Origin of the sequence: Nakamurella sp. PAMC28650 (assembly GCF_014303395.1) — a bacterium.
Taxonomy (GTDB): Bacteria; Actinomycetota; Actinomycetes; order Mycobacteriales; family Nakamurellaceae; genus Nakamurella.
On sequence record NZ_CP060298.1, the window covers coordinates 5314779 to 5326944 of the forward strand.

The window sequence follows — 12166 nt, forward strand, 5'->3', positions numbered from 1 at the left end:
CATTGCCGGCTCAGCCTGCGGCCATCGCGAAACGACAGACTGGAGATACCCAAACAGGAGGAGAACGACATGGCCTACGTCAAGCACACCAGCAGCGGGTTCGAGCGGGAAGGCCGCGAGAGCCGGCACACCGAACACGCGGAGACGCATCGGGCAGAGCGCCGCGAAGTCGACCGCGAGGTCGAAGATCCCCGCGATCGCTGATCGCAGCAACCGAAACGCCGTTTCCACCACCATCGAGGTGGTGGGACCGGCTTTTCGGCTTTCACCGGTCTCGGTCCGGTCACCTCGCGCCGCGGCTCGGCGCTCGTGTGGACAGATCAGTGCGCCTGGTGCCCCATCGGATCGACGACGGCCGCGGCCAGGGTCACGGCCACGGGGACCTCCACCAGTCGATAGCCTGCACCGCGGACGGTCCGGATGCGAGCGTGGCCGATCTTGTTGCGGAGATAGCGGATGTAGACCTCGACGACGTTGGAGCCGGGGTCGTAGTCGTAGCCCCACACGTGGCTCAGGAGTTGTTCGCGGCTGAGTACGTGGCCGGGATGGGACAAGAACATCTCGGCCAGCGAGAATTCCCTGGCCGAGAGTTCGACTGTGCTCCCGGCGACGTTGAGTTGCCGGGTCCTTATGTCCAGACTGAGGTCGCCGTACCGAAAGACGAATACCTCCCGGGCATGTTCCTCGCGTAGCCGAAGCCGCACTCGGGCAGGCAGTTCCGGGAGTCGGAACGGCTTGCTCATGTAGTCGTCGGCGCCGCCGTCCAGGCCCGCCACCACATCGTCGGGGGCGCCCCGAGCGGTGAGCACGATGATCGGTATCGGCATGCGCCGGCGACGCAGTTCGGTCAGAACGGAGAAGCCATCACAGCCGGGAAGGCCCAGATCGAGAAGCATCAGATCGAATTGACCGGTCAGTGCCAGATCCAGCGCCAAATTGCCGTCATCGACGGCTGAGACGGAATAGCCCTGGGCCTGAAGCCCCTTGGTGAGAAATCGCACGATCTGAGGTATGTCCTCCGCGATGAGGATGCGGTTCACGAGATGCTTCCGACCGCTACGGCCGTTACCGGTCCCCGGGCGGGCGATCTCGCCGCTCGGAATGGGATCTGCAGTGCGAAGCTGGCGCCGCCACCTGGTGTTTCGGTGAGGCTGATGCTGCCGGAGTGGGCAGCCGCAATGGCCTTCACGATGGCAAGGCCGAGACCGGTCCGCTCGGCCCGGTGAGGGTTGAGCTGGGTGAACCGGTCGAATACACGCGATCGGTCCTGGAACGCGACACCCTCACCGTGATCGATGACCTGGAAGCTCAGGCCGGCCGGCGTGCTCAGACACTCCAGGTCCACGACGGTTCGATTCCGCGTGTGAGCCACCGCATTGGCCGCCAGTTGCATGACAGCCTGGGTGATCCGTTGAGCATCGAGCATCGCCCAGCCGATCATCGTCGAATGCAGCCGCCATCCCCGATCGCCCAGGGCCTGCGCCTTGGCTGTCAGCGATATGGCAAGGGCGCCGAGGTCGGTGGGGGCAGGCCGAAGAAAATCCGGACGTTCACTGGCCGCGAGCAGGGACAGCTCGTCCACCAGGCGCGTCATCCGGGACAGTTCCTCGGCCACGATTGCGAGCGTCTCGACCTCGTCGGCGTCCGTGGGGGCCAGGGTGTCCAGGTTGCCCTGGATGATCGTGATCGGCGTACGCAGTTCGTGTCCGGCATCGGCCAGGAACCGTTGCTGAGCGCTGAAAGCGTTCTGCAGTCGGTCGAGCATCGCATTGAAGGTTGAGGCCATCTGGCTCACCTCGTCATGGCCGCGGACCGGAATGCGGGAGGTCAGGTCGGCATCGGTGATCGAACGGGCCAGGGTCGTGGTCGCTCGGATCGGTCGCAGAACTCGCCCAGCCGCCAGCCAGGCCAGAAACGATGCCAGCAGAAGGGAGGCAGCTCCGACTTCCAGTTGCAGTTGGGTGATCCGCCAGACCGCGCTGCGCTCCGGCCCTGTCATCACGGCGGTGATGAACGCGCCGTGGTTCGGGTCGCCGGCGACCCGAACCGGGAGGGTTGCGAAGCGAGCCGGGTGGCCGGCAATGGTCATGTTCCCTTCCGAAGGGCCGCTCAGGGCCGACATCTCGGCAAGTTGAGAGGCCGGCAGGTGTAGGTCGGTGCCGTCAGCCCCATTGCTCACCGCATAGACCTGCCCGTTCACGACACCGATCAGTACGATTTCACTCTCTGGCACCGCACGGGCCGTCGCGACCCTCAATTTTGCGGTGACACCCGATCCGACTGCAGCGCTCGGCGCCGGCAGTGCGTTGAACTCATCGACCTCGTGCTGCAATTCGGCCGCGATCCGGGCGTCTGCCCGGCCATTCAGCAGGACGTGGGTGGCGGCCGCACCGGCCAGCAGCGAGACGGTGAGCAACAACATCGACCAACCGAGAATCCGTGTGCGGGCCGACACCCGCACCCCGGATGAAGGCGCGCCGGTCCGGTGCGCCTCTTTCCCGGCCGCACTCGTGGGGGCGGCGTTCGTAGAGGCCATCACCGCAGTATCCGCGCCCGCACACCGTTCAGACATGAGCCAGGGATGACAGTTCTCTCATCTTCATAGTATGAAAAGGTTCTCATCCGCAGGCCATCGGCAACTCATCCCATCGAGTCAGGCTGGAAACCAGAATGCAGACCGCGGATCTCGTGGACGACCGGACGAGGAGGTGGGAACCGTCGTGCTCTGGATGACGCTGATCACCCTTGCCGTGCTGGCGGCTTCAGTCGTCGGAGCGTTCGCACAACGGCACCGGACGTCACGGATGGCCATCCTTCCCGTCGGCCGGCGCGGTCGCGGTGATGTGGTGGCGATCAGAGTCGTCGTCGCGGCACGCAGTGGCCTTGAAGCGCATCGCGGAAGAGACCGACGACGCCAACCAGGCGGTCGAGGCCATCGCACGAGGTAACTGGTCAGGTGTGGGCGGGTAGCCAGGGGTTCCTGCTGGTCAGCTGGGTGAGGGCGGCCAGGGCTGGTACGCCGTGTTTTGCGGTCGTTTGTAGGTAGGAGCGGAGGTCCGCGAAGTGTCCGGCTCCTTTTTCGGTGCGCATGGTGCCCGATATTTTCTGTCGGATCTTGGTCATGCGGATCTCTTGTTCGGCGGGGTTGTTGGTGAACGGGATCGCCGGGTCGGAGGCGAATTTGAGGTAGTCGACTTCTCTGCGGTGGATGCGGCGGGCCAGTGCTCGGTGTTTGCGGCCGATGGCGCCGTCGGGGTGGGTGGCGGCGAGGAGGGCGTGCCGGATCTTGACGGTTTCGGCGGCGATGACCGCCTGGTCGACGGGGGTGTCGGGGTGGGCGGCGGCCGCTTTGTGCAGGGTGAGCAGCGCGTCGCGGACTTGCTGCGCCCAGCACCAGGCGCCGGGCAGGTCTGTGTTGCTGGCGTGGTGGTGGTCGGTGACGGCCTGTAGCTCGCGGAGCAGATGCGCATTGCACAGCGCATGCCGCGCGGCGGTGTAGGTGTCATACGGTGCCCACGCGTCGTGGACGGCGGTGCCGGTGAAGCCGGGCAGGATGTTCATCTTGGCCATCGCTTCGGTACCGCGTCTGCGGTGGAAGAACAGTCTGGTGAAGGCCGGGGTGGACGCGGAGTGCAGCCAGTGGTTGCGACCTTCGCAGCGCAGCCCGGTCTCATCAAAGTGCACCACCGGAGAGGATTTCAAGCGGGCGGTGACCTGGGCCAAAAATTCGCCCAGGTCACCGGCGGCGCGACTGGTCACCGCGGCGACGGTGCCATCAGAGACAGGAATGCCGAACAGTTCGCTGATGGCCTGGGCGGTCCGCTTCTTGGACAGGAACTGCCCCATGAACAGATAGATGACGACCGCGCACATCACCGGCCCGTACTGCACGGGTCCGCCCGCCTGGGCGGGTGTGTCGCCGGTCGAGGTCTTCCCGCAGTGGCAGCGGCGGCTGATGATCTGATGTTCGGTGACGTGCACTTTGATCGGCGGGATGTCGAAGACCTGCCGACGTGAGCAGCCAACCTCGGTCGCATCGGCCAGATCCGATCCGCAGCCAGTGCAGCAGCTCGGTTCGTGGCGGATCACCACATCCGGGTCGGCGACCTGGGCTAAAGTCTGCCCGCGGTGCCCGTCCTGTCCGCCGGGCTTGCGTGTCGACGGCGTGCGCAGCGACCTGGTCTTCGCCTTGCCGGGTCCGTCCGCCGATGGTGGCTTCGAGGAGTTCTGCGAGTTGGTCCGCAACCGTGCTTCCAGGTCCGCGACCCGCACCTTTAATGCCGCATTCTCGGCGCGGAGGATGTTCAGTTCGGTGCGCATTTCGACGATCAGTTCCACCAGTTCGGCGTACGTCGGCTGCGTCATTCCATTATTATCGCATCAGACAACACCATTGTTCGGCGACACGCCGACACGGCTCACCCCACATAGATCGACATTCTCCGGTCTATTCGCCCAATGAATGACAGTCTATTTCACCGCGGTGAGACCTGACCAGTTACCGCACGAGAAGCGCAGCGGCGAATGATCGACATCTTGTTGGCCGCCAGAGCGACACGAGACCGGTCGTGAACCAGGTTCGATCGGTCGCACTCGGGGCCGGGGTACTCATCATCTTGGTGATCGCCGCGGCCGTGGTGCTCGAACCGTTGTTGCCGTACTTGATCGGACTGTTCTTTCTGGCGACGATTCTGCGACTGTTATTCCGCAACTGATCATTTCGGTGTTGATCTTGTTCCGAAAACGGAACAGAATGGCAACAGAGGGGCCAAGATCGCAATGCCGGTCTTGGCCCCTTTTGTGTCCGAGCCTGTTTCACTTTCGGAACACATATTAATTGAGGGAATTACGATGCGTCGACGACTACGAGTCCGCGGAACACAGAAACCGGAAATAGAACTGGAACTGCTCGCGCGCGCCCTCTTGTGGGCGGCGCAGGAGAAGGCCGAGAAGGCCCGGATCGATCGCGCGAGAGAACCGGAGGCCAGCCATGAACAATGAGCTGACCATCATCGTGGTGATTGCCGTGCTGGGCTGCATGGCCGGCGGCGGCATCGTGGCTGTTCGGGCTGTCGACCAAGGAGGCCGTGATGTTCGGCGGACCGATGTCGTGGTGTCGTTCCCGCGTGGTCTGACCGACCGGCAGGTTGTAGCCGTCGCACGGATCGTCGTAGGGCTCGCGACCAACAGGAACGGTCTCGGCGGCCAGGACAGTGTCGTGTTCGAGGTCATCGGCACCGATCGGGCGATAACCCACCGGCTGCGGCTGCCCGCTTCCGCTTCGACGTATGTCATGGCGCAGATCAGGACGACGGTGCCCGGCATCGCCATGACCGAGGAGATCGAGTCCGACACCGCGAGCATGAAGAGAATGGTGGTGAACAAGACGAAACCGGCCCCCACCGTGGCCGACGTGACCGCCGGAATCGAGCTGCGACGTCGTCAGACCGATGCCGACCTGGCCGTCGGGAAGCTGGTCGAGATCAGCCGCGCAATCATCACGGTGGCGACGCAACTCCACCGGCATGAGGTCGTCGTCTGGCAGCTCGTCGCGTGCGGTGGCATCAGTCCGCGACCGACAGCCCGGCCGCGGTTTGTCGAATTGCTGTCGACCGGCAAGCCGACGGCGAAGAACAAGGCCGTTGACTCCGGCGTCATGCGGGTAGCGGTCCGGCTCGGGGCGACGGCGGGAACACCGCGACGAACGGCCGAACTGCTGTCACGGTTGCGCCGAGCGGCGTCGTCGGTGTCGGCTCCGCAGGCCCGCCTCGTTCCGCGACTGTTACCCCAGTGGCTGGTGGCACAGTGGATTCGGCAGGGTACGACTCCCCTGTTGGCAACCTCGGTTTTGCTGACGGTCGAGGAGTTCGCCGCGCTGATGGCCTGGCCGCTCGACTCGCCGCTGATCGGCAATCTGTCACTCGGCGGCAGTCCGCAGCTCCCGGCCGCGCCGATCGTGCCCCGCACGGGACGGGTGCTCGGGCTGGCCAGTGTCGGCGACCGGCCGGTGGCGCAGAGCGTGGCCGCCGGGAGGCTTCACACCCTGGTCGCCGGCCCGACCGGCTCCGGCAAGAGTTGGTTGGCCGCCCGGTGGGCGCTCGAAGACATCGAAGCCCGGCGCTGCCTGATCTCGATCGATCCGAAGGGCTCGACGAACCAGGCGATCCTTGACCGGGCTCCGGCTGAGGCTATCGGCCGGATCATCGTGGTCGACCCGCTCGACCTGGTGCGGCCGGTGCCAATGCCGCTGTTGTCGGACCAGCTGTCGGCCGACGCCGTGGTGCAGCTGCTCAAGCACCGCTTCGGGGACCTTGGGCCGCGAAGTTCGGACATCATCTCGGCCAGCCTGTACGCCCTGGCAAGGCGACCGGGCTCGACGATCATGGACCTGTTGCCGTTGTGGACAGACGTCAGTTTCCGGTCGCAGGTGGCCGGTCTCGTGGCCGACGACCCGGTGCTCGCCAGCTTCTTCGGCTGGTTCGAGGCGCTCGGGGCGGCGGAGCGCAGCTCGGTGCTGGCCGCACCGATGAACAAGATTCGGCCGCTCCTGCAACGGGTCGGCGTCCGCAACATCATCGCGGCTCCCCGCGCGACGTTCTCGATGGCAGAAGCCATGCGGGACAGGTTGGTCGTGCTCGTGAACCTGCCGGAGGGCGAACTCGGTGCCGACGCAACGACGTTGCTCGGACAGGCCGTGGTCGGTCAGGTCTGGGCGGCAACGCAGTCACGGATCGCGCGGACGCCGGTCAGCTTCTTGATCGACGAGGCGGCCCGGTTCGTCGACTCCCCCGTCGATCTCGGAGACATGCTCGCGAAGTCCCGGGAATACGGCGTCGGCCTGCAGCTCGTTGTGCAGTCGGTCAGTCAGTTCCCGTCGAAGTTGCGCGAGATCGCTCTCAACTCGGCCCGAACCAAGGTCGGCTTCGGGACATCGGCGACGGACGCCAAGCGTCTCGCTGCCGAGTTCGGGCCCGGCGTCGAGGCCGACTACTTCACCGGGCTCGGCCCGTACGAGGCCATCGGCCAGGTTGCGCTCGAAGCCAGCGTGTCGCCGGCCTTCACCTTTCGCACTGAAGCCCTGGGGCCGGTCATTCCTGGCCGGGCGAAGGCGATCCGGGCAGCGTCGCGGGCGAAATGGGGTGTGCCGCGTGAAGAGATCGAGGCGGCTTGGAAGCGCTCAACCGGGACGGACGAGAGCCCGGGCGGCACCCCGGGACCGATTGGACGGAGGCCGAAGCGATGAGAACAGCACGACCGATCGCCCGTCCGATCGCTGCCTGCAGCGCACTGGCCGTGAGCTGGTCAAACGGTGGGTTAAGCGCGACGACATTTGCGCCCGAAAGGCGGGCGCAATGAGCAAGCGAATTTCACGAGAGCGGCTGGCACGCATCACGTCCGAGTTGACGCCGCGTGATCGCGAGATGGTCGAGTTCCTGGCGCGGGTGAAGCTCGCGACGGGTAGTCAGCTGCGCCGCGCCGTCTGGACCGATCAGTCCGCTGCCGGAAAGCGTTCGGCCCGTCGAGCCCTGGCGCGCCTGGTCTGTTGGCGCGTGCTCGCCCGCCTGGAACGTCGGCAAGGTGGCCTCGGCAAGGGCAGTGATTCGTGGACCTATGCCCTCGATACGGCCGGCCAGCGGCTGCTCGGCGAGGCCGGAGCCAGACGTCCGCACCTACCGCGCCCGGCAATGTGGGCCCACGTGCTGCTCGGCACCGAAGTCGCGGTGACCCTAGCCGAGGCGCTGCGCGGAACCGATCGAACCGTTGCCATCTGGCAGGGGGAGCCCGAGTGCTGGCGGTCTTACACCGGGTCCCACGGACAACGCCTGACCTTGAAACCGGACGCATTCGTCGACGTCTTGTCGCCGGAATTCCACGATGTGTCATACCTCGAAGCCGACACTGGCAGCCAGTCGCGGACGGTGATCCGGGCGAAGCTGGCGGCCTACCAGCGCTACGCCGCGACCGGCCTCGACCAACGAATGCAGGACGGCATATTCCCGCTAACCGTGTTCGTCACGGTGACGCCAGAGCGTCAGGCCGTTCTCGTCGACCTTGTCAACGGCCATCTTGAGGTCCCCGCTGGTGGCCAGTTGATTGTCCCCACCCGTTGCTGAGGTTTTCAGGTGTTCGTGGTGGCCTCCCGGTGGTTGCGTGCGTCTTTCATGCGGCGGGATTCGCCGTGGGTGACCACGATGGTGGCTTGGTGCAGGAGCCGGTCCAGGATGCTGACTGCGGTGGTGTGTTCGGGCAGGAAGTGGCCCCATTGGTCGAAGGGCCAGTGGGAGGCGATCGCCAGGGAGCGGCGTTCGTAGGCGGCGGCGACCAGGCGGAACAGCAGTTGGGTGCCGGTGTCATCCAGCGGTGCGAAGCCGACTTCGTCGATGATGATCAGGTCGTTGCGGATGAGGGTGTCGATGATGCGGCCGACGGAGTTGTCGGCCAGGCCGCGGTAGAGCTGTTCGATGAGATCTGCTGCGGTGCAGTACTTTACTTTCATTCCGGCGGTGACGGCGGCCTGGCCCAGTGCGATGAGGGTGTGCGATTTGCCGGTGCCGGGCGGTCCGACCAGGCCAGATTCGACTTGTCGGTGATCCACTGGAGGTCGGCGAGGTAGCTGAACGTCTTGGCCGGGATCGAGGAGCCTTCGACGTCGAAGGTGTCCAGGATTTGGTGACGGGGAACGCGGCGGCTTTGAGCCGGTTGGCGGTGTTGGAGGCATCGCGGGCGGCCAGCTCAGCTTCGATCAGGGTGCGCAGCAACTCCTCCGGGGTCCAGCGTTGCGTTTTGGCGGTGAGCATCACCGCGGCGGCGATGCCGCGGATGGTGGACAGCTTCAGCCGGCGCAGTCCGGCGGTCAGGTCGGCGGGCAGTTCGGGGACGACCGGTGTTGCCGGCGGCGTAGACCTGGTTGAGGTGGTGGTGGTCATGGGGTGACTCCTGTTGCGGTGGTGGGGTTGTGGCCGGTGACCGCGGCGAGGTTGTAGTCGGCCAATGAGCGGGTGCCGGCGGCGGGGAGGGCGACGATCAGGGCTCCGCCGGGTGGGACCTGGGTGGGTGTGGCGGTGCCGGCGGCCAGGATGGAGCGGACGTCGGCGGCGCGGAACCGTTTGAACGCCACCGCCCGGCCCAACGCCGCAATGAGTTGGTCGTGGCCGTGGGCGGCGCCCAGGGCCAGCAGCACGTCCAGTTCGGAGCTCAGGCGGGTGTTGCCGATGGCGGCGGCGCCGACCAGGAACGCCTCCGCGGCCTCGCCCAAAGCGCAGAACTGCCGCTCGGAGGCGGTGCGGGGTCGCGGTGCCCGTGAGGGCGCGGGCCGCGGCCCGCCGTAGTGGACGTCCTGGACGGACACCTCGCCGGGGGCGACCAACAGGTGTTCGGCCAGGACTTCACCGGTGCTGGGGTCGCCGATCACCAGGTGGCCGGCGGCCTGGACGAGGCGGACCTGCCGGCCGATCATGGTGGTCGGCACGGAGTAGCGGGCCGAGGCGAACCGGACGCAGGAGAGCCGGTCGACCTTGCGGATCACCGGCGCCGGTCCGAAGTCCAACCGCAGAGAGGGCAACGGTCGCAACACTTCCCGCTCCACCACCAGTCTTTCGTCGGGGATGGCGGCGATCTCCGAATGCACCCGGGCGTTGACCTCCGCGCACCAGATCTTCGCCGCAGCGTTCGCCGCATCGACCCCGACCGGTCGGCCTGCCAACTGTGCTTCGGTGAGCAGCGGCACCACCAGATCCCGCTGCGCGTAGCCGACCAGGTTCTCCACGATTCCTTTGGACTCCGGGTCCTGGGCGTGGCAGAAGTCCGGGGTGAACCCGTATTCTCTGAACTTTTTTCACTGAATGCGGTGGCCTGACGCCGAGCTGATCGTTGTCAGCGCTTGCCTGTGATGCCCTCTGGCTGCCTTCTGGCGGTAGGGTCACCGAGGTTGACGGTGTTGTTTCGGCCGGAGGTGCGCCGGTTGTCGATCTGGCTGATCTTTTCGGTTGCTCCAGCGAGACTTACTTCCAGTCCTTCGATTTCACCGAGCCAACCCTCGTTCTGGGCTTCGGTGATCCGCGCCTGCAGGTTGTCGCGGATGTCGACGAGGCGGGGCCGCTGGTCGGGGTCGGGCCAGAGCATGGAGCAGCGGACGCAGGCGTGTTCGTGGATGCAGGGGCTTCCGAACGCGCGGGCGCAGGTGCCGATCGAGACTTTCCTTCGCTCGAAGTGGCCGAGAAATTCCTGCCATTCGTCGTCGGTGGGGACGCGGTATTCCTCGGTGGGCCGCAACGAGCGTCGGCGGGCGAGGAACGCCAGGTGGGCGTGGATGGTTTCTTCCGGATAGATCGCTTTGTAGCCGAGGGTCACGTTGATGTCGCGATGCCCGGCGATGATCTGGGCGATGTGCGGTGGGAGGCCGCCGAGGATTGCGCCGGTGATGAACATCCTGCGGAAGTCGTGTGGGGTGTAGTGCAGCGGTTCGTCCTCGCCGGGATTGTTCAAACCGGCTTTGGTGAGAGCTTCGGAGAGGAACTTGCCGACGCTGGTGGTGGAGATTGCCCGGCTCTCCGTGCCGATCCTTCGTTGGAACAGCACCGGCGCCGGCGCTGCCCAGAGTCGCTCGCGTGTGTCATAAGCCGAGACCAGCGGGACAGCCCCGGAGCGCAGACGAATGCGAGAGATGATGGTGCTGAGCACTTCTGCCAGTTCCGGGCTGACCACGAGCAGCCGTTCGGTGTCGGTCTTGGACGGCAGGATCTGCAGCAGCGGGACGATCTGTCCGGTGGTGGGCAGCCGATACTGCACCAGGCTGTGATGGTTGAGCTCGAGGAGTTCCTCGGCCCTGACGCCGGTGGTGCGTAGGACCTCCACGATCGCCCAACTCCAGAACGCGTGGTCCTCCTCACGGGTGAGGTTGCGCCGCTTCCCGGTGATCGGGTCATCCGCCCAGATGGTCTCGCGGGCTCCGCGTGCGACGACAGCTCTGATCAGGGTGGCACCGGCGGCCGTGAACGGCTGTCCTGGTTCTGCTTGGGTCGCCGCGTCGAGCAATGATCTGGCGGTGGTGCGGTGCTGATCGACCGCCCGGACCAGGGCCGGCAGGGCGGGCAGCAGCCGGCGGGTCCGTGCATCCATGCGTGCTTTGAGGCGCCGTTTCGCTTTGCGTCGGTCGATCTCTTCCTCTCCGACCGGGCAGGGCACCACCCACCGGCCCCAGCGTGCAGGGTCCTCGACCGCCCAGTGCGCCAGATCAAGATAGAAGGCCCTGACCGGTGTCAGACATTCCCGGTAGTTGATGCGTTCAACGGTCACGGCCGTCCGTTCACCGGCAGGCAGAGTTCTCGTCTTGGTGAAAGTGCGAAGCCGACGTTTCCAGTCGTCGGCGACCTGAGCAGACAGATGCAGGGTGTCGATGCCTGGGTGGTGGGCCTCAATGTCGGCCCAGAACCGTTTGCCCAGGTAGTAGGACAACGAGTCCAAGCTGGTGTAGTCCAGCGCCGGTTGACGTTCCCGCAGGTAGTCCACGAACAGGTCCCGGACGGCGGGATTGACCAGCTGGTAGCGGTCGATCAGTTGCTCCGGTGTCTGCTGCCCGCGGGTGCGCAGCCCGCGGAGCATCGCCGGTGCGTCGTCGCTGAACACTCCGAGGTCGCGCAGGACCCGGTAGAAGGTGGTGCGACCACTTGATGCGTCCGGGCGTGACCGGTCTTCCGCGGCGAATAACTCCACCACATCGCCGATGGTGATCTGTGCGATGGTGCCGCCCTTGGCTGCCAAGATCAGCGCGCAACGGTAAACGCACTGGGTGGCAGTGGGTTTGGACACGCCACCGTCATCGGCGCAGAGTTCTCGGAGCCGCGCGAAACCCGACTGATCCCGGGAAGCGGCCAGGTTCCGCACCAGCAGGCCACCCCGACCGCCACCGCCGCCGACCAGCCAGGCCAGTGTGGGTCGGAACAGGTCGGCGCTGATCGCCAACGGCAGCGCCTCCACCAACGCTTCCTGATGCCAACGCCGGTGGCCGCGAACACCGAGCCACTCGTTAGGAACCTGCCGCCAATCCGCGCCGGCAGTATCAGCGCCGCTCACCAACCACCGGTCCTGCCACGTCGCGCCAGGCATAGCGCTGAGCCAGTGAAGGAGCAAACCGATCCCACACAGCCGTTTGCTGTGTTCACCGGTC

8 protein-coding genes and 2 pseudogenes are annotated in these 12166 nt (G+C 65.9%); 4 read left to right on the forward strand and 6 right to left on the reverse strand.

The window, feature by feature from the left end; genetic code table 11:
- The first annotated feature begins 69 nt into the window (after positions 1-69).
- The gene (locus H7F38_RS26195) at positions 70-204 is read left to right on the forward strand and encodes a hypothetical protein (protein WP_255498160.1); all 135 of its coding nucleotides are present in this window, start codon (positions 70-72) and stop codon (positions 202-204) included.
- A gap of 116 nt (positions 205-320) precedes the next feature.
- On the opposite strand, the gene H7F38_RS24005 is transcribed toward H7F38_RS26195, so the two are convergent.
- The 3 genes from H7F38_RS24005 to H7F38_RS24015 form a co-directional block, all read right to left on the reverse strand.
- Positions 321-1040, reverse strand: coding sequence for a response regulator transcription factor (locus H7F38_RS24005; RefSeq protein ID WP_187092100.1), 720 nt, complete (start codon positions 1038-1040; stop codon positions 321-323).
- Positions 1037-2536 carry a cell wall metabolism sensor histidine kinase WalK gene (locus H7F38_RS24010; RefSeq protein ID WP_187092101.1) on the reverse strand — a complete coding sequence of 500 codons (1500 nt, stop codon included), beginning with the start codon at positions 2534-2536 and terminating at the stop codon, positions 1037-1039. The genes H7F38_RS24005 and H7F38_RS24010 overlap by 4 nt, the downstream gene beginning before the upstream one ends.
- Before the next feature lie 416 nt (positions 2537-2952).
- A complete protein-coding gene (locus tag H7F38_RS24015) occupies positions 2953-4365 on the reverse strand; it encodes an IS66 family transposase (protein ID WP_187092102.1) in 1413 nt (470 codons plus the stop codon).
- 203 nt (positions 4366-4568) lie between these two features.
- Between H7F38_RS24015 and H7F38_RS24020 the strand changes: the two genes are divergently transcribed.
- From H7F38_RS24020 to H7F38_RS24030, 3 genes are all read left to right on the forward strand, one after another.
- Positions 4569-4715 carry a hypothetical protein gene (locus H7F38_RS24020; protein WP_187092103.1) on the forward strand — a complete coding sequence of 49 codons (147 nt, stop codon included), beginning with the start codon at positions 4569-4571 and terminating at the stop codon, positions 4713-4715.
- 275 nt (positions 4716-4990) lie between these two features.
- Positions 4991-7243 carry a type IV secretory system conjugative DNA transfer family protein gene (locus H7F38_RS24025; protein WP_187092104.1) on the forward strand — a complete coding sequence of 751 codons (2253 nt, stop codon included), beginning with the start codon at positions 4991-4993 and terminating at the stop codon, positions 7241-7243.
- Between the two features lie 109 nt (positions 7244-7352).
- The gene (locus H7F38_RS24030; RefSeq protein WP_187092105.1) at positions 7353-8114 is read left to right on the forward strand and encodes a replication-relaxation family protein; all 762 of its coding nucleotides are present in this window, start codon (positions 7353-7355) and stop codon (positions 8112-8114) included.
- Positions 8115-8119: 5 nt separating this feature from the next.
- On the opposite strand, the pseudogene istB reads toward H7F38_RS24030, so the two are convergent.
- The 3 genes and pseudogenes from istB to H7F38_RS24045 all read right to left on the reverse strand — a co-directional run bounded on the left by istB (position 8120) and on the right by H7F38_RS24045 (position 12072).
- A pseudogene (gene istB, locus H7F38_RS26815) lies at positions 8120-8927 on the reverse strand (IS21-like element helper ATPase IstB).
- Positions 8924-9820, reverse strand: a pseudogene (locus tag H7F38_RS24040) (IS21 family transposase); the annotation flags it as partial. The pseudogenes H7F38_RS24040 and istB, both read right to left, overlap by 4 nt.
- 53 nt (positions 9821-9873) lie before the next feature.
- Positions 9874-12072, reverse strand: a complete 2199-nt coding sequence (locus tag H7F38_RS24045; protein ID WP_222618297.1) for a site-specific integrase — start codon at positions 12070-12072, stop codon at positions 9874-9876.
- Between the last annotated feature and the right edge of the window lie 94 nt (positions 12073-12166).

Bases quoted from the DNA above. Each gene is read 5' to 3' on its own strand.
- H7F38_RS26195 (WP_255498160.1), top strand. From the start codon at position 70: ATGGCCTACGTCAAGCACACCAGCAGCGGGTTCGAGCGGGAAGGCCGC.
- H7F38_RS24010 (WP_187092101.1), bottom strand. From the start codon at position 2,536: ATGGCCTCTACGAACGCCGCCCCCACGAGTGCGGCCGGGAAAGAGGCG.
- H7F38_RS24015 (WP_187092102.1), bottom strand. From the start codon at position 4,365: ATGACGCAGCCGACGTACGCCGAACTGGTGGAACTGATCGTCGAAATG.
- H7F38_RS24025 (WP_187092104.1), top strand. From the start codon at position 4,991: ATGAACAATGAGCTGACCATCATCGTGGTGATTGCCGTGCTGGGCTGC.
- H7F38_RS24030 (WP_187092105.1), top strand. From the start codon at position 7,353: ATGAGCAAGCGAATTTCACGAGAGCGGCTGGCACGCATCACGTCCGAG.